The organism is Paeniglutamicibacter selenitireducens, assembly GCF_051550675.1.
GTDB lineage: Bacteria > Actinomycetota > Actinomycetes > Actinomycetales > Micrococcaceae > Paeniglutamicibacter.
This window is the reverse complement of the sequence record NZ_JBPULF010000003.1, coordinates 434,523-454,724: the sequence shown is the minus strand read 5'-3', so window position 1 is coordinate 454,724 and position 20,202 is coordinate 434,523. Positions and strand designations below refer to the sequence as shown.

17 protein-coding genes are annotated in these 20,202 nt (G+C 69.2%); 9 read left to right on the top strand and 8 right to left on the bottom strand.

Going from position 1 to position 20,202, the window contains the following annotated elements; translation table 11 throughout:
- Nucleotides 1-38: 38 nt before the first annotated feature.
- The gene (locus ACSYDW_RS08825; RefSeq protein WP_438338390.1) at nt 39-2,144 is read left to right on the top strand and encodes an iron ABC transporter permease; all 2,106 of its coding nucleotides are present in this window, start codon (nt 39-41) and stop codon (nt 2,142-2,144) included.
- 49 nt (nt 2,145-2,193) lie between these two features.
- On the opposite strand, the gene ACSYDW_RS08820 is transcribed toward ACSYDW_RS08825, so the two are convergent.
- Entirely contained in the window at nt 2,194-2,721 is a 528-nt protein-coding gene (locus tag ACSYDW_RS08820; protein ID WP_438338348.1) for a universal stress protein, read from the bottom strand.
- Between the two features lie 188 nt (nt 2,722-2,909).
- Between ACSYDW_RS08820 and ACSYDW_RS08815 the strand changes: the two genes are divergently transcribed.
- Nucleotides 2,910-3,254: a hypothetical protein gene (locus ACSYDW_RS08815; RefSeq protein ID WP_438338347.1), complete on the top strand. Its 345-nt coding sequence runs from the start codon at nt 2,910-2,912 to the stop codon at nt 3,252-3,254.
- A gap of 4 nt (nt 3,255-3,258) precedes the next feature.
- On the opposite strand, the gene ACSYDW_RS08810 is transcribed toward ACSYDW_RS08815, so the two are convergent.
- Entirely contained in the window at nt 3,259-5,604 is a 2,346-nt protein-coding gene (locus ACSYDW_RS08810; RefSeq protein ID WP_438338346.1) for an FdhF/YdeP family oxidoreductase, read from the bottom strand.
- A gap of 331 nt (nt 5,605-5,935) precedes the next feature.
- On the opposite strand from ACSYDW_RS08810, the gene ACSYDW_RS08805 reads away from it, so the two are divergent.
- Nucleotides 5,936-6,823 (top strand): class I SAM-dependent methyltransferase, encoded by an 888-nt coding sequence (locus tag ACSYDW_RS08805; protein ID WP_438338345.1) that lies wholly within the window; start codon nt 5,936-5,938, stop codon nt 6,821-6,823.
- A 36-nt stretch (nt 6,824-6,859) separates the two neighbouring features.
- Here ACSYDW_RS08805 and ACSYDW_RS08800 read toward each other — a convergent pair whose 3' ends face one another.
- Nucleotides 6,860-7,414 carry an isochorismatase family protein gene (locus ACSYDW_RS08800; RefSeq protein WP_438338344.1) on the bottom strand — a complete coding sequence of 185 codons (555 nt, stop codon included), beginning with the start codon at nt 7,412-7,414 and terminating at the stop codon, nt 6,860-6,862.
- Nucleotides 7,415-7,868: 454 nt separating this feature from the next.
- Here ACSYDW_RS08800 and ACSYDW_RS08795 point away from each other — a divergent pair, with 454 nt between their 5' ends.
- Together ACSYDW_RS08795 and ACSYDW_RS08790 are read left to right on the top strand one after the other, a co-directional pair.
- Nucleotides 7,869-8,321 (top strand): hypothetical protein, encoded by a 453-nt coding sequence (locus ACSYDW_RS08795; RefSeq protein WP_438338343.1) that lies wholly within the window; start codon nt 7,869-7,871, stop codon nt 8,319-8,321.
- A gap of 3 nt (nt 8,322-8,324) precedes the next feature.
- Entirely contained in the window at nt 8,325-9,623 is a 1,299-nt protein-coding gene (locus ACSYDW_RS08790) for a glutathionylspermidine synthase family protein (protein WP_438338342.1), read from the top strand.
- A gap of 343 nt (nt 9,624-9,966) precedes the next feature.
- On the opposite strand, the gene ACSYDW_RS08785 is transcribed toward ACSYDW_RS08790, so the two are convergent.
- The 4 genes from ACSYDW_RS08785 to ACSYDW_RS08770 form a co-directional block, all read right to left on the bottom strand.
- A complete protein-coding gene (locus ACSYDW_RS08785) occupies nt 9,967-10,551 on the bottom strand; it encodes a hypothetical protein (RefSeq protein ID WP_438338341.1) in 585 nt (194 codons plus the stop codon).
- A 301-nt stretch (nt 10,552-10,852) separates the two neighbouring features.
- On the bottom strand, nt 10,853-11,623 hold the full coding sequence (locus ACSYDW_RS08780; protein ID WP_438338340.1) for a hypothetical protein: 771 nt from the start codon (nt 11,621-11,623) through the stop codon (nt 10,853-10,855).
- 119 nt (nt 11,624-11,742) lie between these two features.
- Entirely contained in the window at nt 11,743-12,576 is an 834-nt protein-coding gene (locus tag ACSYDW_RS08775; RefSeq protein WP_438338339.1) for an SDR family NAD(P)-dependent oxidoreductase, read from the bottom strand.
- Nucleotides 12,573-14,285 carry an FAD-binding oxidoreductase gene (locus ACSYDW_RS08770; protein WP_438338338.1) on the bottom strand — a complete coding sequence of 571 codons (1,713 nt, stop codon included), beginning with the start codon at nt 14,283-14,285 and terminating at the stop codon, nt 12,573-12,575. Before ACSYDW_RS08770 ends, ACSYDW_RS08775 begins: the two co-directional genes overlap by 4 nt.
- Nucleotides 14,286-14,302: 17 nt before the next feature.
- Here ACSYDW_RS08770 and ACSYDW_RS08765 point away from each other — a divergent pair, with 17 nt between their 5' ends.
- The 4 genes from ACSYDW_RS08765 (at nt 14,303) to ACSYDW_RS08750 (ending at nt 19,216) form a co-directional block, all read left to right on the top strand.
- Nucleotides 14,303-14,893 carry a TetR/AcrR family transcriptional regulator gene (locus ACSYDW_RS08765; RefSeq protein ID WP_438338337.1) on the top strand — a complete coding sequence of 197 codons (591 nt, stop codon included), beginning with the start codon at nt 14,303-14,305 and terminating at the stop codon, nt 14,891-14,893.
- Nucleotides 14,890-16,503, top strand: coding sequence for a glycerol-3-phosphate dehydrogenase/oxidase (locus tag ACSYDW_RS08760; RefSeq protein WP_438338336.1), 1,614 nt, complete (start codon nt 14,890-14,892; stop codon nt 16,501-16,503). Before ACSYDW_RS08765 ends, ACSYDW_RS08760 begins: the two co-directional genes overlap by 4 nt.
- Nucleotides 16,500-17,402 carry a diacylglycerol/lipid kinase family protein gene (locus tag ACSYDW_RS08755; RefSeq protein ID WP_438338335.1) on the top strand — a complete coding sequence of 301 codons (903 nt, stop codon included), beginning with the start codon at nt 16,500-16,502 and terminating at the stop codon, nt 17,400-17,402. The genes ACSYDW_RS08760 and ACSYDW_RS08755 overlap by 4 nt, the downstream gene beginning before the upstream one ends.
- A gap of 320 nt (nt 17,403-17,722) precedes the next feature.
- A complete protein-coding gene (locus ACSYDW_RS08750; RefSeq protein ID WP_438338334.1) occupies nt 17,723-19,216 on the top strand; it encodes a DUF4389 domain-containing protein in 1,494 nt (497 codons plus the stop codon).
- On the opposite strand, the gene ACSYDW_RS08745 is transcribed toward ACSYDW_RS08750, so the two are convergent.
- Complete coding sequence (locus ACSYDW_RS08745) at nt 19,213-20,079, bottom strand: VOC family protein (protein ID WP_438338333.1); 867 nt, start codon at nt 20,077-20,079, stop codon at nt 19,213-19,215. The genes ACSYDW_RS08750 and ACSYDW_RS08745 overlap by 4 nt on opposite strands.
- Nucleotides 20,080-20,202: the final 123 nt, after the last annotated feature.

Sequence of the window (20,202 nt, the reverse complement as noted above, 5' to 3'; positions counted from 1 at the left end):
CCGCAGACAGCAAAGAAGCAGCGTTCGTGAGTCGACCCATGGTCATGGAAACCACCCGCCCACCGGCACCGGCCGGGGGCGTCCCCGGGACGCCCCGGGGATCCCGGCGGTCCGTCGGGGCGCTCGCCGGCGCCTCGCTGGCGCTGCTTCTGCTGCTCTCCGCCGTGCACCTGACCCAGGGCACGGCAACGCTTGGGCTGGGCGACCTCCTGGGTGTGCTCACCGGGCAGGGCGGGGAACAGGAGTCGGCCGTCGTGGTTGCCTCGCGCGTCCCTCGGCTGCTCGCCGGCCTGCTGGTGGGCATCGCCCTGGGCGTGGCAGGGGCCGCCATGCAGTCGGCCAGCGGAAACATCCTCGCCTCCCCAGACACCCTGGCGGTGAACGCGGGGGCGCATCTGGGCATCGTCGCCGTCGCCGTCATGGGCATCAGCCTGCCGCCGCTGCTCTCCGGTTCCGTGGCCTTCGTCGGCGGGCTCGCCGCTGCGGCACTGGTGCTGGCACTCTCCGGGGCCGGGGCCAACGGCTCCTCCGGGCCCATCCGCCTGGTGCTCGCCGGCTCGGCGCTGGCCCTCGGGCTCGGCTCCATCACCAGCGCCTTGATCCTGCTCTTCAGCCAGGAAACGACGGGGCTGCTGGCGTGGGGCAACGGCAGCATCGTGCAGACCCGCACCAACGAATTGGTCCAGCTCGCCCCGGTCATCGGCGTCGCGGTCCTGGTGCTGATGCTCATGGCCCGGCGCCTGGACCTGCTGGGCCTGGGCGACGACGCCTCCCGGCTCGCCGGTGCCGACCCGCGCGTGGCGCGGCTTGTCTCGGTGCTCATGGCGGTGCTGCTCTCCGCGGCCGCCGTCTCGCTGGCCGGCCCGATCGGGTTCGTCGGCCTCTGCGCCCCGGCCATCGTCCGGCTGCTGAGCAGCAAGGTCCCCGGCCTGGGCCGGCACCGTGCGCTGCTGCCGCTCTCCGGGCTCATGGGCGCGGTCATCGTGATCGGTGCCGATGTCCTGGTGCGCGTGGTGCTCGGAGCCAAGGCCGGCGTCGAGGTCCCCACCGGCGTTGTCACCACGCTGCTGGGCGCCGTCTTCCTGGTGCTGCTGGCCATGCGCATGAACGACGCCTCGCTGAACAGCGGAGGCGACGCGCTGGCCAAGATCCGCAGCACCCGGGTGTTCCTCGCGGTCCTGCTGGGACTGGGGCTCCTGCTCACCGGCCTGCTGGTCGCCGGCGCCCTGCTGGGCGATGCCAAGCTGCTGCTGGGCGACGTGCAGAACTGGTTGACCGGGCAAGCCGGAAACACGGTCAGCGCGGTGCTCGGCACGCGCCTGCCACGCGTGCTGGCGGCGGTGCTGGCCGGCGCCGCACTGGCACTGGCAGGCACCCTGGTGCAGACCGTCTCGCGCAACGCCCTGGCCGAACCGGGCATCCTCGGTGTGTCGGGCGGCGGCGGGCTGGCGGCAATCCTGGTGCTGACCATGGTGCCGATGGCCGGCGCGTGGGCCGTCACCGGCGCGGCCCTGCTCGGCGCGGGGCTGGTTGCGCTGCTGGTCTTCGGGCTGGCGATGCGCGGCGGCCTGCAGCAAAGCCGGCTGGTGCTGATCGGCATCGGCGTCTCCGCCGGGCTCTCCGCCCTCACCGCAATGCTCCTGGTCAGCACCGACCCCTACTCGCAGACCAAGGCGCTGACCTGGCTCTCCGGATCCACCTACGGCCGTTCGTTCACCTCGGTGCTCCCGGTGGCACTGGCCCTGCTGCTGGTCATCCCGGTGCTCGTCTGGATGCGCCGCGACCTGGACGTGCTGGCCCTCGACGACGATTCGCCCCGGGTGCTGGGCATCCCGCTGGTTCCCAGCCGGCTGCTGCTGCTCGGCAGCGCCGTCCTGCTCACGGCCGGGGCCGTCTCCACGGTGGGCGTCATCGCCTTCGTCGGCCTAGTCGCCCCGCACGCCGCACGCTCAATGGTTGGCGCCCGCCACACCCGGGTACTTCCGGTGGCACTGTTGGTCGGCGCCTGTACCGTGTCGATCGCCGACACGATCGGCCGCACCGTGATCGCACCGGCACAGATCCCCGCCGGCATCATGACGGCGCTGGTCGGCGCACCCTACTTCATGTACCTCCTGTGGCGTTCGAGGGCCCCTAAACACTGACAACCCGGATACGTCGCGTATCCGCCAACCGCCATCCGGGCATTCCCGTTCAGGGGTCCATGAGCGTGGTGAACCTGGGCGTGGCCCGGGCCGGCGGGACCACCAGGACCGGAATCCTCCGGGCTGCCAGCAGGTGCCCCACCGTCGAGTGCTGCAATCCGCCACGGTGAAACCCCCTCGGTTTGCGGGAGTGCGCGCCGACGACCAGGACGCAGGCACCCAGGTCGGCGGCCAGGCCGCCCAAGGCCCGGGCGGGATCCCCGATCAGGATGCGCAGGGACCACCGGACACCGGTGCCCCCGAGGGCCAGTTCCAGCCGGATCCGGAGGTCCTCGACCTCGGCATCGCCGAGTTCCTCACGCTCGTCGGCGTGCAAGGCGGAGTAGTCTATCCCCGCCGCAGTGTTCCACTCGGAGAGCCCCGCCCCGGAAAGCACAAACCCGCACACCAACTCCAACCCCAGCCCGGCCGCCAGCGAGAGGGCCGTGTCCTGCGCCTCCGGCGACTGCCGCGGCCGGACACCGAGCACCACCGGGCCGCGCCGAGGGGAGCCTGCGTTCCCACGGTCATCGCCCATCGCACGACCCCCTTGGCTTCCCGGCCGGCCGCTCCGGACCTGGGACAAATTATCCCGGACAACGCTCCCCGTGTCAGCCGGTTCCACCGCCACCGGCCCCGTGGCAGTCCGCTCACGCGACCACTTGACCCCGTTTTCCCGGGGAACCACACTTAAGGAACCACCGGTCCCCACCTTGGAGGCGCGCCATGGGGATTCACCAGCTCTCGCCGGGCAGGTACCACGTACAGCCTTTTGGCGTTGCGGGCAGGTCCTGGCCGCTGACCGCAGAGGAGATCACCCGCGTGGTCATCCACGCCGCGGTGTCGTGCCTCGCCGTGGCAATGGCGACGGCCGGGATGTTCGCCTACGTGGCACCCGGCTCGGCCGCGACCGGGATGCTCCGGTTCTTCACGTTCATCCTGCTGCTGCTCCCGGCGCTCCACCTGGTGCACCACCTGCTCAGGCCGCCGGATGCCGAGATTGCGCGGCGCTGGGAGCACATCCTGTCCCACCCGGAGGAGTACCCCTACGAACCGACCCCCACGGCCTAGCTGGCTAGCCCGTGGCGCCCGCGCTCCTGCCCGCCTGCGCCGAGGCGCCGAAATCCGGCGCCCCGGCACGCTCCAGGCGGACGATGACGGACTTGGAGACAGGGGTGTTGCTGCCCTCGGCCGTGGCCCCGAGCGGTACAAGCACGTTTGCCTCCGGGAAGTAGGTGGCCGCGCAGCCGGGCGCCGTGGGATAGGAAACCACACGCAGCTGGCGCAGCACCCGGTCCAGCCCGTCCTCGGCCTCGGAGTGCACATCCACCCAGTCGCCGTCGGCGAACCCGAGCTCGCGCAGGTCCCCGGGATTCACGAAGAGCACGTTGCGGCCCCGGTGCACCCCGCGGTAGCGGTCGTTGAGGCTGTAGGTGGTGGTGTTGAACTGGTCGTGCGAGCGCAGCGACTGGAGGATCAGCCGGCCCGCCGGCAGTTCGATGGTCTCCAGCTCGTTGACCGTGATCACCGCCTTGCCGCTGGGGGTCGGGAAGCGGCGCTCGTCCCGCGGCGGGTGGGCCAGGACGAAGCCGCCGGGTTCGCGCACCCGCCGGTTGTAGTCGGCACACCCCTCCACCACCCGGGCGATGTGTTCGCGGATCTCGTCGTAGTCCCGCTCGAACGCCTCCCAGCCGATCCCGTGCCCGGCGCCCAGCACGGTGCGGGCCATGCGGGCGACGATCGCCACCTCGGAGAGCATCTTTTCGGAGACCGGCACGACCCGGCCCTGCGAGGCATGCACCGCGCACACGGTGTCCTCCACGGTGACGAATTGCGGGCCGGTGGCCTGGATGTCGATGTCGCTGCGCCCCAGCGTGGGCAGGATCAGTGCCTGCTCCCCCGTGTGCGCGTGGGACCTGTTCAGCTTGGTGGAGACCTGCACGGAGAGCCGGGTGCGCGCGACGGCCTCCTCGGCGGCGGCAGTGTCGGAGATGGCATGGACCAGGTTCCCGCCCAGGGCAACCAGCACCTTGACCCGGCCCTCGCGCATCCCCTGGATGCTCTGCACGGCATCGAGGCCGTGGGCGCGCGGCGGCTCGAAGCCGAACTCGTCGCCGAGCCTGTCCAGGAAGGGATCGGGCATCTGCTCCCAGATGCCCATCGTCCGGTCCCCCTGCACGTTCGAATGCCCGCGGATCGGGCACGGCCCGGCGCCCGGCTTGCCGATGTTCCCGCGCAGCAGCAGCACGTTCATGATCTCCTTGATGGTGGGCACTGCCTTCTTGTGCTGGGTCAGGCCCATGGCCCAGGTGACGATGACCCGCTCCGCGGCGAGGTAGCGCTGGGCGAGTTCGTCGATCGCGGCGCCGGAGAGCCCCGTGGCGGCAAGCACCTGCGCCTCGGTGAGGTTGGCCAGGTGCGCCCGGTAGTCCTCGAGCCCGATGCAGTGCCCGGCGAGGAACCCGTGGTCCAGCACCGTGCCCGGGGCCGCCTCCTCGGCCGCGAACACCCGCTGGGCCAGCGCCTGCATCAGCGCCATGTCCCCGGCGAGCCTGATCTGCAGGTACTGGTCGGCCAGGTCGGTGCCCTTCCCGAGGAGCCCGCGGGGGCGCTGCGGGTTCCTGAAGTTCAGCAGCCCCGCCTCGAGCAGCGGGTTCACCGCCACGATGCTTGCCCCGGCGCGCTTGGCGTCCTCCAGAGCCGTGAGCATCCGCGGGTGGTTGGTGCCGGGGTTCTGGCCCATGATGATGATCAGGTCCGATTTCTCGAAGTCCTCGTAGTGGATGGCACTCTTGCCCACGCCGATGCTCTCCGTCATCGCCTTGCCGGTTGACTCGTGGCACATGTTCGAGCAGTCGGGGAGGTTGTTGGTGCCGAAGGACCGCACGAAGAGCTGGTAGGTGAAGGCCGCCTCGTTGCTGGTGCGCCCGCTGGTGTAGAACGTCGCTTCGTCCGGGGAGTCCAACGCGTTCAGTTCGCGGGCTATGACACCAAAGGCTTCTTCCCAGGAGACGGGGTGGTAGTGGTCCTGACCCGCCGGCTTGTATACCGGTTCGACAAGCCGGCCCTGCTGGCCCAGCCAGTACTCGCTGCGGGTGCGCAGCTCGCTGACCGGATGCAGCGCCCAGAACGAACGCGGAACCTGCAGCGGATCCGCCTCCCAGCCCACCGCCTTGGCACCGTTCTCGCAGAACTCGGCCACCTTGCGCCGGGGAGGGTCCGGCCAGGCGCAACTCATGCAGTCGAAGCCATCCTTGTGGTTCATGTGCAGCAGGGTTTTCCACGCCCGCCGTGGGCCCATCTCGTCCACGGCCAAGGGAATCGACGCCAGCAGGCTGGGGATTCCGACGGCGCTCGTCTTGGGCGGGCCCACCTTCAGGAACTCGTCCGTCGGGTCGTCCTTCAACGGTTTGCTTGACATGGTTCGCGCACATCCTTCACGGGGCCGCCGAACACCGGCCCGAGATTCCAAGGCCCGCACAACACCGGAACTGCTGCGCCCCCGGGCGCGGCGAAAGCGAAACACCTCGTGGCGGGCACCGTATGCCCTCCTGTCTAGCACCGTGGACCGGGCCATTCAAGGGTCGAACGTCCCGCCGGATGGTCCCGGCGCGGCGGCCGGCATCGGAAGGGCACCCGCCTCACTCGCGGAACGCGGACGCGCCGGCCGAACGCCGGCCGCCCCAGCGGGTTCTTTGCCGATCCGGCAAAATGTTGGCGTACTTCCCGGCAGGTGTGCCTACGCTTGACCCATGACGGATTCCCAGCACCCGCACGGCAAACAGCACCCAGGACACCACCACGCCCACGGCACGGCGACCTCGCACGAACATTCCCACGAGCACCCCGACGACCAGGGCATGGCCGAGATGCTCGACATGGACGCAGCCCTGCAGGCCACCCACCTCTCGGAGATCACCGCGTGGGTTGCCGAACGCGCCGGCACGCCGGCGTCTATCATCGACCTGGGCGCGGGCACCGGAAACGGGACGCTGGCGCTCGCCGGACTCTTCGAGGCGGCGTCGGTGTTCGCCGTGGACAACTCCGAACAGATGCTCGGGCGCCTTGCGGCGAAGGCCGAGGCCCGCGGTCTGGGTGAGCGGGTGGTCAACGTCCATGCCGACCTGGATGCCCGGTGGCCGGAGGTCGGCACTGCGGACCTGGTGTGGGCCGCGTCCTCGATCCACCACGTGGCCGATCCCGACAAGGTCTTCGGCGAGGTCTTCGCCGCCCTGAATCCCGGCGGCCTGTTCGCCGTCGTGGAGATGGATTCGTTCCCTCGGTTCCTTCCGGAAGTTATTGGCATCGGCGAACCCGGTCTCGAGGACCGCTGCCACCGCCTGATCGACGAACAGGGCTGGAACGCCCACCCCGACTGGCAGCCGCAGCTGGAAGCCGCGGGGTTCAAGGTGGAACAACGTACCTTCGCCTACGACGTGTCCCCGGAGCCGGAAGCCATGGCCGCCTACTCGCGCCTGTGGCTCGGGCGGACTCGCACCGGGCTGGAGGACAAACTCTCCCCCGCAGACCTCGCAACGATGGATGCCCTGCTGGATCCGGGGAATCCGGCAGGCCTGGAGCACCGTACCGATCTGTCGCTGCGCGGCAGCCGGACCGTGTGGGCGGCGCACCGCCCGTAGCGGATCAGCCGGTGGCGGCGGAGGGACGCTCCGCCGCTACCGGCCAAACACCACGTCGTTGGTGTTGACGACGGCGGCCGTGCGGTCCGGGGCATCCTGGAACTGCCAGTAGAGGTTCATGTGCCCGATGACCGACTCCGGCGGTGGCGCACCCCAGGCGCTGCGGTCCCCCGCGGTATGGGCATCGCCGACGAGCGTGACGTCGTAGCCCCTCGTGAAGGCGCCGTGGATCGTGGACCTGATGCAGGCGTCACTCTCGGCGCCGGCGACGACGAGGTGCCCAACACCCTCGACGCCCAGCACGGCCTCGAGGTCGGTGGCCTCGAACGAATCGCCGTAGCTCTTGTGGACCACTGCCTCGGAGTCGCGCGGTTGGAGTTCGGGCACGATTTGCCAGCCGGGGGTTTCCCGTTGGAGTTCCGCATCGGAGTGCTGGACCCAGACCACTGGGGTTCCGGCTGCGCGGGCGGCCTCGACCAGCGTGCCGATCCGGCCCACCGTCTCATCTCTTTGGTAGGCCTCCCCCACGACATCGACCTGCACGTCGATCACCAGCAGGGCCGTGTTCTTGCGATTCTCGAGCGTTGTCATTCCAGGATCCTCACGGTTCGTCGTCGGTCATGTCCAAGGACACGCTATCCCCGGACACCCACGCTTCGGAACCCGCACACCGTGTTTCTCCGGCAACATCCATCTGGGCGCCTTTCCCGCTGCCCGGAGCCGCATCGCAGAAAGAATTGGCGGGCAACCAGATGCCGCCGAGCTTCGTCTTCGGAATCCGCGAATCTCCCACCCAGCGGAGATCCGATGCCTGGCTCACCGTCGCGAAAGGCGGCGTCCACCCGGGCCGAACGGGGTTGAAGGAGTTCCTGGGCAAGATGAACCGGTGGTGCGCCGAAAGCAAACCCATGGGCGAGGAACCCACCGAATCCCGCATGTGCCCGCGTGCCTCATTTCCGTACCGGAAGAACGTGCCGTACGGTGTTTTGGTTGAGACCGGGCGCAGCAAGCTACCTCGGCACCGCCCAACCAACGAAAGAACCCCATGACATCGACCACCAGATTCATCCTCCCGGCTGTCGCCACCGCTGCTGCCTTGGTGCTCAGCGGTTGCGGCAGCTCGGGGTTTGAGTCTTCCGCACCCGAGGACACCGTTTACTGCGTCAACCAAGACAACGTGGTCGTCGACGAGGATCAATGCGGTGAGGAAAGCGCCACCGGCCACTCCACCCACGCAGGGGGCTCGTCTGCCCTGCTGTGGTACATGGTCGGCAGGTACACCGCCGGACAGCGCCCCGGCGCGCAGCTCGACCCGGCCCTGTCCAGCCACCGCGTGCAGACCAACGACACGGCCGGCCGCACCGCTGCCGGGCTCAGTGCCACCGGCACCGTGAAGAACGGCCAGAGCGCCGGATTCGGCAAGACCTCCACCGGCAAATCAGGATCCCACCCCGGCAAGCCAGGCGGCTTCGGCGGCGGCACCGGAACAGGCGGCTAACCCATGAAACGCATGATGACCACGGCCCGCGAAAACTACCTGGACAAGGTCCACGCCACGGGGTTGGTGTACACCCACGAAGACGAGAACGGCCCGAACCCGGAACTGTACCGCTACTGGCGTGACGACGCCTACTACGAGATGTCGATGGCCGACATCGAGACCCTCGAACGCGCCGCCAAGGAGGTCTTCTCCATGATGGAGGAGGCCGGCGACTGGCTGCTTTCTCCCGAGGGCGCCGTGGATCTCTCCCGCTTCGGGATCCCCGCGGGCATGATTCGCCCGGTCATCGAGAGCTGGAACGAGGAGCCGGCCTGCGGGAGCGTCTACGGCCGCTTCGACTTCCGATTCGGCGGAACCACCCACCCCGACCCGGCGATGCGAACGCCCGTGCTCTATGAGTTCAATGCCGACACCCCCACCTCACTTGTCGAATCCCTGGCCCAGTGGCAGTGGTTCGAGGACAACTCCCATCTGGGGCAGACGCAGTTCACCAACATGTACGAGGACCTGGTGGCCGCATGGAAACGCAACATCACCCTGCTGGCCGCCAAGATCGGCCACGAACCAGTCGTCTACTTTGCCTGCAGCAACCAGGATCCCAGCCACGAAGACGAGATGAACACCCTCGTGCTGCGCGACACCTGCACCGCGGCTGGCTACCGGACCGAGACCATCTACATCGAGAACCTGTGGCTCGATGAGCAGAACCGGTATTGCGCCGGCCCTCAGGGCGAACGCATCGAGGTGATCTTCAAGCTCTACCCGTGGGAACACATGGTGCACGAACCGCAGGCGCCAGCGCTCTTCGATGACTTGGGGCACTGCGGCTTCAACGGGGCAGCCTACGCGGGCGGCACCATCTGGATCGAACCGCCCTACAAGATGCTGTGGAGCAACAAGGCCATCCTGCCGGTGCTCTGGAAGCTCTTCGGGCACGACCCCGAACGGGCCCGGTACCTGATCCCGGCGTGGTTCGATGGCCAGGCGCCGTACCTGGCCCTGCCCCAAGGCTACGTCCACAAGCCGCTGCTCAGTCGCGAGGGCGCCGACATCACGATCACCATGCCCAACGGCGAGCTGACCCGCGGGGAGGTGCAGGGGTACGGCGAGGAGGGCTTCATTGTCCAGGCCCTTGCCCTGCCGCCCACCTTCCACCGCGCCGACGAGGGCACGGAGATCAGCACGGTGCTGGGCATCTGGATGATCGACGGCGAACCCTCCGGGTTGGCCGTGCGGGAAAGCACCGGCCCGATCACCGACAACTTCGCGAACTTCATTCCGCACGTCGTGAAGGACTAGAGGGTTGGCCCCGAGGGGTCGGCGGTTGCTGGCCGGTGGCCTGATGGGCCGCACCAGGGTGATGCCGGCCTCGGCGAGGTCGGCATCGGGGGGCGTCCCGCAGTGGTTCCCTTCCGCGAGGTTTACCTACCCCGCCCCGATGATGCGGGGATGAAGCGCTGGAACCCGGGCCGGACGGTGCACTCGCCCGTCGTTTCAATGGTCAGGGCGAAACCCGACTGCAGCCCGGACAGGCTTCCTTGCAGGGGACGCCGCAGCCCCCGGAACTGTCCAAGGTAGATGCGGGCGGCGATTCGAACCTTGCGGGCCCCTGCCTGCGCTGTCGCCCCTTGAAATCAACCATCTAGTCACTTTCAAGATCAACGGAGCATTCCGTTCGGGCTGCCATCCTCGGCCCGAAGTCCAGACTGTAGGGAATCCCCCATTCGTTTCGGTACCCGACCCGCAGTGCGCGCAGCGAGGAGTCTTGATGGGTATCCATGGGTTCGACCGCCATGATAAGCGACTCGTTTTGGCCATCTCCGAGCCTTGCGGGCAGTTCGGCTCGAGTGAACCAGGCTCTTGCCTCAAGTGTCCCGTCGTTGGCCAGCGGATACCTATGCATGCCGATACCCGCGCCGTGGTTCTGGACTCCGGATCCGGCAAGCCTGTAGTTCACGGCGTCCAGCATGTCCAGCGACCGTACCTCCAGCCACCGCCCCGGTTTCACTCCGATGTAGGGCGTGGTCATGAGTCCGGGCGGGTCTTCCAGGTTCCCGGTATCGAGACACATCGCGTTGCCGAGAACCGACTCCTGCACGGGGTCGAGCATCCGGTAGCCGGCCCAGCCGGCCGTGCCGAGGACCGCAGCCAACGCACCGAGTGCCACGACAAGTGGCCACTTTCGGCGTGGCGGGGTTTCGGCGGCCTTCTTGTTCGGATAGTTCATGCTTGTGTCCTCTCAATGTGGCGGGCAGCTTGCAATTGCCAGCCACGTACTTTCAGGTCAGCTTAGCCTTTTGCAATGGCGAAGCGTGGATGCTTCCGGCGCGGGCGATGTGCTTGTCTGAATTGACTGCACGGCGATAGCGGCAAACTGGGTCCTGACAGCGGAGCGAGATTCTCCAGATTCCACCGGCGGGACTGCCTCACGCCACAGCTTGATACCCAGCAGCAATCCGACGATTCCTGAGACGACGAAAGGCGCCGGTCGGGTTTCCCCGTCCGGCGCCTTCGCGATCGTACCGCTGTTACTTCTTGACAGTCAGGGACTGCTTCAGGGTCTTGGTCTTTTCCTTCGACCAGACCTTGGTGGTGGTCTTGAATAGGTCCTTCGGCGCGACCACGGTCAGCTTGGCCGTTTCGCCGGCGTTCTCCGGAACGAAGGCGAGGGGGTTTCCGTTCTGAACAACCTGCGGATCCCAGTCGTAGTAGCCATCAGCATCCAGAGCGATGTTTCCGGGCGTTGCCGGAGTAACGATTCCCTCGACCTCGAATGAGCCGTCGAACCCTCCGGTGCAGGTGGTCGTCACAAGAAGTACATCGACCAGATCGCTATCGGCGGGGTTGCCGGTGAAGATGCCGAGAACCCCTTGGCCTTGCACCGAGTCCTTGTACTTGCAGGTGACCGCAACGTTGCTACCGCCCTTGGCAACGAGCTTCTTGTTGGTCCAGGTCTTGTACTTCGCGGTCGTGGTGACCGTGTACTTGCCGGCCTTGAGCTTGGCGGAAGACACGTTCTTCGCGACGGTCTTCTTGCCCTGCTTGACGGTGATCTTCTTGGAGGTGACCTTGGCCTGGCCCGTGGACTTCACGGAAGGCTTGACCGTGGCCTTCTTGGTCTTCTTGTTGACCTTTGCGGTCTTGATCTTGTTGATCGTGACCTTGGACGGTGCAGGCGTCGCGGCCTGCACCGCGGCAGCCGGAGCAACCGGTGCGGCGTTCGCCGGAACGGTGCCGGCAACGACAAGGCCTGCGGACATGGTGAGCGCCAGGATTGGCGCAAAAATGCGTCGAGACATAGTTTCCCCACTGAATGTATGCGTGCGATGAAATTCCACCCTAACAGCAGGGACCCCGCCAACCCGCTGAGTTCAGGGTCGAGAGGCCGGGTGTCGCGCCGCCAGGACGTCGACCGGCCCTACTTGCGCCCGGTGAAGTGTTCCATCGACTTGTAGACGCCGAATACGCGCCCGGCGACCACGTCCCAGGCCGCCAGCGGCAGCACGCCGCGCATCGCGGTGCTCAGCTTCACCGTCCACGGCATCATGAGCATCGGCGTGCCCTCCTTCATGGCCCGCCAGACGCGCTTTGTCACTGCCTCGGGTTCCAGCAGCGGGGTCAGCAGCGGCCCGCGGGCGCCCTCGAACATGCCGGTCTTGATGTAGGACGGGCAGAAGGTTGTGACCGCGATGTGCTTGTGACCGGCCTGCAGGAGCTCGAGGCGCAGCGAGTCGCTCCAGCCGATGACCGCCCACTTGGAGGAGGAGTAGATGCTCATGCGCGGGTTGGCCAGCAGCCCGGCGGCCGAGGCCACGTTGACGATCCGGCTGGTGCGCCCGCCCTCGATCATCGCGGGAAGGAACTCGCGGGTGATGTGCATCAGGGCCAGCGCATTGATGTTCATCGTCGCGGCGATGTCCGCGCGCTGGTCGTGCTCCCAGAAGTACTTCCCGCGCACGATTCCCGCGTTGTTGATGAGGATGTCGGGGGTGCCGGCGGCGGCCCGGGTCGCTTCGGCGGCGGCTTCGATCTCCTCCAGGCGGCTGACGTCCACCACCCGGGTGTGGATCTCCGACCCCCGGCCTTCCAGCTCGCGGGCGGCCTCCTCCAGCAGCTCGGCGTTCACGTCCCAGAGGACGACGTTGCTCGCGCGGTCCTGGACCGCGAGGCGGGCATACATCCGGCCCATGCCCATGGCGGCTCCGGTGATCAGGACGGTGGAGCCGGCCAGGGATTCGATGGTGGTGCTCATGCGTGGTCCTCCATTGTTGCGGGAATGGGCGTGGCTGCGGGAATGGGCGTGGCTGCGGGAATGAGCTTGCCCGGGTTCATGATGCCGCTCGGGTCCAGGGTGTCCTTGATGCCGCGCAGCACCTTGATGCCGATCTCGCCGATCTCGGCGCCGAGGTACGGTGCGTGTTCGCTGCCGACGGCGTGGTGGTGGGTGATGGTGGCGCCGGCGGCGACGATGGCCAGGCAGGCCGCCTCTTTGATGCGCGCGTTCTGCGCCAGGCCGTCGGCCTCCAGTGCACCGAGGAAGGTGTAGTAGAGCGAGGCGCCGTCCGGGTACACGTGCGAGATGTGCGCCTGGACGTAGCCCGGGCTGCCGTTCTCCTCGAGGGCGTCGAGGATCGCCGTGCGCACGGAGGCGTGGGTCTTTTCCAGCTCGCTCCAGGTGGCGGCGGTTTCAAGGGTTTCGACGTAGACGCCGCGGGTGAGCAGCTCGTCGCGCAGGTAGGGGGCGCTGAAGCGGCCGTGTTCCCAGGCGGTGGCGGGCATCGGGCCCAGCGGCACGCCGCCGGCGCGGCGCAGGATGCGCGCGCTGCGCCGCTTGCGGGCCTTTGTCTCGCCGGCGTCGCCCTCCCAGACGAAGAGCGAGAGTGCCGGGGTGCGCTGTCCGCGCAGGTTCAGGTAGCGCGCGAGCGCCCCGGTTTTCCAGCCGCCGAGCTTGAAGGTGGCGGCCGTCTCGTCGGTGTCGCTGAGCCGGCACACGTGGGGCATGTCCCCGCGCACGCCGTCCTGTTCCAGCAGGCGCATGGCGCGGGCGCCGGCCTCGAAGGAGGGGAACGACCAGGCGCCGTAGGTCTTGTGCTTGGGGACCGGGGAGACCTTCAGCGTGGCGGAGGTGATCACCCCGAGGGTGCCCTCGCTTCCCACCACGACATCCAGCAGCTTGGGGCCCGCGGCGCTGCCGGGGGCCGAGGAGCCGAGCTCGACGGGGCCGGCGGGGGTTTCGACGTTGACGGACTTGACGAGGTCCTCCGGCCGGCCGTATCCGGTGGAGGCCTGGCCCGCCGAACGCGTTGCCACGTACCCGCCGAGCGTTGCCTCCTGGTGGCTCTGCGGGAAGTGGCCGAGCGTGAAGCCGTGGGCCTGCAGCGCGGCCTCGATCGCCGGGCCGCGCATTCCGGCCTGCAGGGTGGCGGTGCGGGAGACGGGGTCCAGGTGCAGCAGCTTGTCCATGCGGCGCATGTCAAGGGTGATGACCGCGGCGAAGCCGGCGCGCACCGGGTCGACGCCGCCGACCACCGAGGTGCCGCCGCCGAAGGTGACCACGGCGATGTTCCGCTCCACGCAGAGGGCCAGGATCCCCCGGACTTCCTCGGCACCGGCCGGGAACACCACGGCGTCGGGGGCGGCCAGCGCGTCGCCGGCGCGCAGGCGCAGCAGGTCAGGGGTGCTCTTGCCGCCGGAGTGCAGGATGCGCTCGGAGGCGTCGGTGCAGACGTGTGCGCTCCCGACGATTTCCCGCAGCCCGGCGAGCGCCGCCTCGTCGAGCTGGCTTTCGCCGGTGCGGACGTCCGCGAGGTCGACGGGCGGGTGCTTGGGCTCGACGCCGGGCAGTGCCAGGGTCCTGCGCAGGTAGTCCAGGGCACCGGCGGACAGCGGCCGGGCGCGGTCGGGGTCTCCCCAGCCGTACCAGACCGAGCGGGGAATTTCCTCTGTAATGTGCGTCACCATGAGATACAGTGTGACACATGTCGTCACAACGTACCATCGCATCCGGCGATGAAAAGCTGCTCACCGCCACCCGGGAGGCGGTGATCGTCCACGGCGTGCGGAGGACCACCGCCAATGACATCGCCGAGCGCGCGGGGGTCTCCCGCATGACCTTCTACCGCCGCATGGGCTCGGTGGAGAACGCCGTGCTGCAGGCGCTGACCCGCGAGTTCCGTTTCCACGCCGACACCGTGCGCACCGGCACCCCCGAGGGCAGCGGGCGCGAGCAGCTTGTCCACTTCGCCGTCGAAAGCGTCAGGGTCTTCGCCACCTCGCCGCTGCTCGCCTCGATCGGCGAGCGCGACCCGGAGTTCCTGATCCCCTACGTGACCGACAGGTTCGGCTCCAGCCAGCAGCTGATCCTGGAGCAGATCGACTCGCTGATCGCACTCGGTACCGCGGACGGCAGCATCGAATCCGGACCCGGGACAGCCACCACGCTGCTGCTGGCCCTGCAGGGCGTGGCGCTGTCCTCGAAGGTCCTGCTGAAGCTGGGAACCTTCGAGGAGAACCTCGCCGAGGTGCGCAAGATGCTCGAACGCTACCTCGCCCCCGGGAGCGCATCGTGAACCCGGCGGCCACGGGCGCCGGGCCCACCGGAACAGGGCCCACTGGAACACGGCGCACGAACGCGACATGGCTCAACGACGCCAGCCGTGCCCGGGCGCTGGGGCACGTTGCCGGGCACACCGTCGACGTGGCGGTGGTGGGCGGCGGCATCACCGGGGCCGGCGTGGCCCTGGATGCGGTGAGCCGGGGCTTCAGCGTCGCCCTGGTGGAAAGCAACGACTTCGGCTCGGGCACCAGCGGCTACAGCTCCAAGCTGGTCCACGGGGGCCTGCGCTACCTGGCCAAGGCCGACTTCCCCGTCGCCTGGGAGTCGGCGGTGGAGCGCCGCTGGCTCATGCAGGAAATAGCCCCGCACCTGGTGCACCCGCTGGGCTTCGTCATCCCCGACGCCAAGGGCTCCCCCGCCCGCGAGGCACTGCTTTCCGGGGCCGGGGTGGTGCTCTACGACCTGTTGCGCCGGGCCTCCGGGCTGCGCAGCTCCGTGCTGCCGCGCCCGCAGCTGCTCTCCGGGCCGGCCGTCTCCGCGATGGTCCCGGCGCTGGAGGCCAAGTCGCTGCGCCGCGGGCTGCTCTACTGGGACGGGCAGGTGTACGACGACGCGCGGCTGGTGCTCGGGGTGCTGCGCACCGCCGCCGGGCTCGGCGCCCACGTGATGCGCGACGTGCGCGCCACGGAGATCGATGCGACGTCCGTGTCGGCGACGGACACGAGGACCGGGGAGCCGGTGCGGGTGTCCGCCCGGACGGTCGTGAACGCCACGGGCGTCTGGGCCGCCGGCTTCGACGACGGCCTCGAACTGAGCCCCAGCCGCGGGACGCACCTGGTGGTGCGCGCATCGCGCCTGGGCAACCCCCATGCGGCACACACCGTCCAGGTGCCCGGGCACTTCGGGCGGTACGTGTTCGTGCTGCCGCAACCCACCGGCGTCGTCTACATCGGGCTGACCGACGAGGAGGACCGGAATGCCGACGGGCACGCACCGGGGGTCCCGGAGCACGACGTCGACTTCCTGCTGCGGGTCATCAACACCGTCCTGGCCGTGCCGTTGGTGCGCGCGGACGTGGTGGGCACCTTTGCCGGCCTGCGCCCCCTGGTGCGCGACAGGCACGCCGGCGGCTCCGGGGGGACCGCCGACATTTCGCGCCGCCACCTTGTCACCAACGTCCCCGGGCAGCCGATCACCGTGGTGGGCGGCAAGCTCACCACCTACCGCAGGATGGCCCAGGACGCCGTCGACGCGGCTGCCGCACGGCTCGGTTCAACCGAACGCAGCCGCACCACGGCACTGCCACTGGTGGGCGCCGCGCGCCGGAGGGTCCTGAAGGACATCGACGCCCCGGCCCGGCTGGTGCACAAGTACGGCACGGAGGCGCGGGAGGTGCACCGCCTGGCGCAGCTGGACCCGCTGCTGGGCCAACCCTTGTGCGAGGGCACCGAGATCACCGGCGCGGAGCTGCTCTTCGCGGTGCGCGCCGAGGGTGCCACGGGCATCGAGGACCTGCTGGATAGGCGCACCCGGCTGGCCATGGTTCCCGCCGACGCCGCCCGGGCCCGTGCGCGGGCCGAACTCGTCCTGGCCATGGCGCAGGGCAGGGGAATCGGGGCATGAGCACGTTCACCGGGGGCGGCGCCCTGCTGCTCGTCAACCCGACGGCCGGCCGCGGGCGCGGGCTGCGCCTGCTGCCGCACGCCATCGAGGCCCTTGAGGCCGCGGGCCACCAGGTCACGGTGTCCGTCACCGAGTCCCTGGCCGAGGCCACCGAGCGGGCCCGTGGCGCGGAGTCCGGGTCGCTGGTGGCGGTGCTGGGCGGGGACGGCTTCCTCGGCGCCGCGGCGGCCGGTGCCGCGGAATCAGGCGCGGTACTGCTGCCGCTGGCCGGAGGCCGCGGCAACGACACCGTTCGGCGGCTCGGCCTGGACCTCGACCCGGCCCGGTCCATCGGCGGCATGGGCGCGCTGGCCGTACGCGAGCTGGACCTGGGCCTGGTGAACGGGCGGCCCTACCTGGGCGTGGCGAACGTCGGCTTCGACGGGCTGGCCAACGAGTACGGCAACGGCGCCCGGATGAACCTGGGCCCTTTCACCTACCTCTACGGCGGGCTCAAGGCGTTGTTCCTCTGGCGCAACGTGCGCTTCACGCTCACCGTGGACGGGCGCTCCTCCAGCTTCCCGGGCTGGTTCGTCGCCGTGGGGAACGTCGGCCAGTACGGTGGCGGGCTGCGGATCTGCCCGCAGGCGAAGGCCGACGACGGACTGCTGGACGTCGTTTCGCTCGGGCGCGCCACGGCGCTCGGCGTGGCACTGACGTTCCTGCGTTCCTACCGCGGCAGCCACCTGGGCCAGGCAAACATCGATACGGCCCGCGGCGCCAGCCTGAGCATCAGCGCCAACAAACCGCTGAACATCTACGCGGACGGGGAGATGGCCGGGCCGCTGCCGGCCACCCTCGGGATCGGGCCGCGCGCCGTCCGTGTGCTGGCACCTGCGGATTCGCCGGCCTTCGGCTGAGGCGGGGGCTCGGCCGAATACCCGGGACGGGCAGGGGGCCACGGCCGCCGGGCCGGCCAAGCCTTGCCTGCTGCCACCGTCGGGAGGAAGATTGCGGCATCGGGGTTCGTCGTGTTCCACCCGGACATGCCTCCCGAGTTACACCCGCCTTCCGGAAACCCGACACCCCGGCAGGCCGGAAACAATGCCACACACCAACCACTCGCGGGGACGGGGACATTCCCGGCCCGGTCGCGGCACGTATGCATCGGCCCTGCGCGGCACCTGCCGCCGGCCGGTTGCCTGGCACGAGTGGCAAGCAACGCAAGGCATGTGGCGACATGAGCATGAATCCGTCCGCCGACCCCCGGGCCCCGACACCCGCCCCCGCCCGGGGCGCGGATGCCAACACCACGGTGGGCGCAGTGATCGCCCTGGCCCTGGGCATGGCGGCCGCCGCCCTCGCCTTCCTGGCGCTGCTCGGCGGCGCCGCCACGGCCGCCCTGTTCTTCCAGCGGGGACCCGACGGCTACGCCGCCACCCCGGCGCGCGAATTGTCGGCCGCGTCCTACGCGCTGGTGTCCCCCGCCGTCCGGCTCGGCGCCGAGACGCTGCCTTTCGACCCGGGCAGCCTGCGCCTGGCCGCGGAGCCGACCGAACCCGGCGGCGCGGTCTTCATCGGGATCGGCCCGGCGGACGACGTCGAGGGCTACCTTCGCGGCGTCCACACCACGGCCGTCACCGGCGTGGAGACCTCGCCCTTCGAATTCAACACACGGGACGTGCCGGGCCCCGTGGCTCCCGCCCCTCCTGCGGGGCAGGGTTTTTGGATCGCCGCTGCTTCCGGGACGGGCCCGCAGCAGGTGGACATCGAGCTGCGCAGTGGCGACTGGGTGGCGGTGGTCATGAATCCCGATGCCGGCGCCGGGATCTCGGCCCGGTTGCGGGTCGAGATAAAGTCCGGCGCGTTCGGCGCAGCCACCGCGGTCTTGTGCGTCGCGGGGATGGCGGCGCTGGCCATCGGCACCGGACTGGTGGTCCTTGGCGCGGTGGCCCTGGGTGAACGGACACCGTCGGCGGGCGTTTCCGCACACCCCGGGGCGGTCTACCCCGCACGGCTGGCCGGCCGGCTGGATCCCCGGCTCTCCCGCTGGTTGTGGCTGCTCAAGTGGCTGCTGGTGGTGCCCCACGTGCTTATCCTGTGTTTCCTGTGGTTCGCGCTGCTCCTGACCACTGTCGCGTCCGGATTCGCCGTGCTGTTCACGGGACGCTACCCGCGCCCGCTCTTCAACTTCGCGGTAGGCGTCTTGCGCTGGGGCTGGCGGGTGTCCTTCTACGCGTACTCGGCCCTGGGCACCGACGCGTACCCGCCCTTCACCCTGGCCTCCACCCGCGGCGACACAGGGAGCCCTGCCACCAGGCAGGCAGCCGACTTCGAGATCGATTACCCCCAGCGACTTTCCCGCGGCCTGGTCCTGGTCAAGTGGTGGTTGCTGGCCCTGCCCCACCTGCTGATCGTGTCCATCCTCGCCGGCGGTGCCGGGGCCTCGCTACTGGGGCTCCTGGTGTTCATCGCGGCGCTTGCGCTGCTGTTCACCGGCCGGTACCCGCGCCCGCTCTTCGACCTGGCCATGGGGATCAACCGCTGGGTCTACCGGGTCCTGGCCTACGTCCTCCTGCTGCGCGACGAATACCCGCCCTTCCGGCTGGACCAGGGGCCGCTGGAACCGGCCGGGGACCAGGTACCCGCAGGTGCGCCGCAGATTTCCCCTTCCGGGCCCGCCCCGGCGCCGCCGCCCGATGGGCGGCACCGGGGCGGGAAGCACCGTGTCTAGCCCACGGTGACGCGCAGCCGGTTGCGCCACGGGTCCTCGAAGCGCAGCTCGGCACCCGTGTGGTGGCTGGCGATCCCGGCGACCTTCAGGCGGTCGGCGAGGGCGCCCACCTCGTCGGCGTTCGGCACGGTGATCAGCACCTCGCCCAGGCCCAGGGTGTCCTTGCGGGGGCCGGCACCGCGGGAGTTCCACACGTTCATGGCCATGTGGTGGTGGTAGCCGCCGGCGGAGACGAAGAGGGCCTGGCCGTGGAAGCTGGTGGTCTTGGCAAAGCCCAGGGTGTCGACGTAGAACTTCTCCGCGGTCGGCACGTCGCCGACCTGCAGGTGCACGTGCCCGACCTCGGCGTGGGTCGCACGCAACTCGCTGACCGCCTGCTCGTTCAGGTGCTTGTTCAGGTAGTCGTTGGGATCCAGGTAGATGGTATCCATGGCGATGGTATCGCCGTTCCACGACCAGGTGTCGCGCGGGCGGTCGAAGTAGAGCTCGATGCCGTTGCCCTCGGGGTCATTGAAGTAGAAGGCTTCCGAAACCAGGTGGTCGGAGCTGCCGGTGAACAGCGAGCCGTCGAACTGCGCCGCGGAAAGCACCGTTGCGGCGAGGTCGGCCTGGGTGTCGAAGAGCAGCGCGGTGTGGAAGAGCCCCGCCTCGCCGCGGCCGGGCAGGGTCAGTCCCTTTCCGTCCGAGAGGTGCACGAGTTCCAGGCCCTGGCGACCCAGCCCCACGCCCTGCGCGGACTCGGAGACGACCTCAAGACCGAGTGCCTTCTGGTAGTAGCCGGTCATGTTCTTCATGTCGCCGACCTTGAGCATCACGGTGCCCATGGCGAGGTCTGCGGAGAGTTGGTCCTGGGTGGTACCCATGGTGTCGATCCAATCTGTGGAGGGCGGAACTTTTCTTGCCTCAAGTATCGCACAGAATAGTTGAAGCTACAACTATTGATGCCTCCTCCCACGATTCCACCATCCCTGCACTGCCAACAGGAG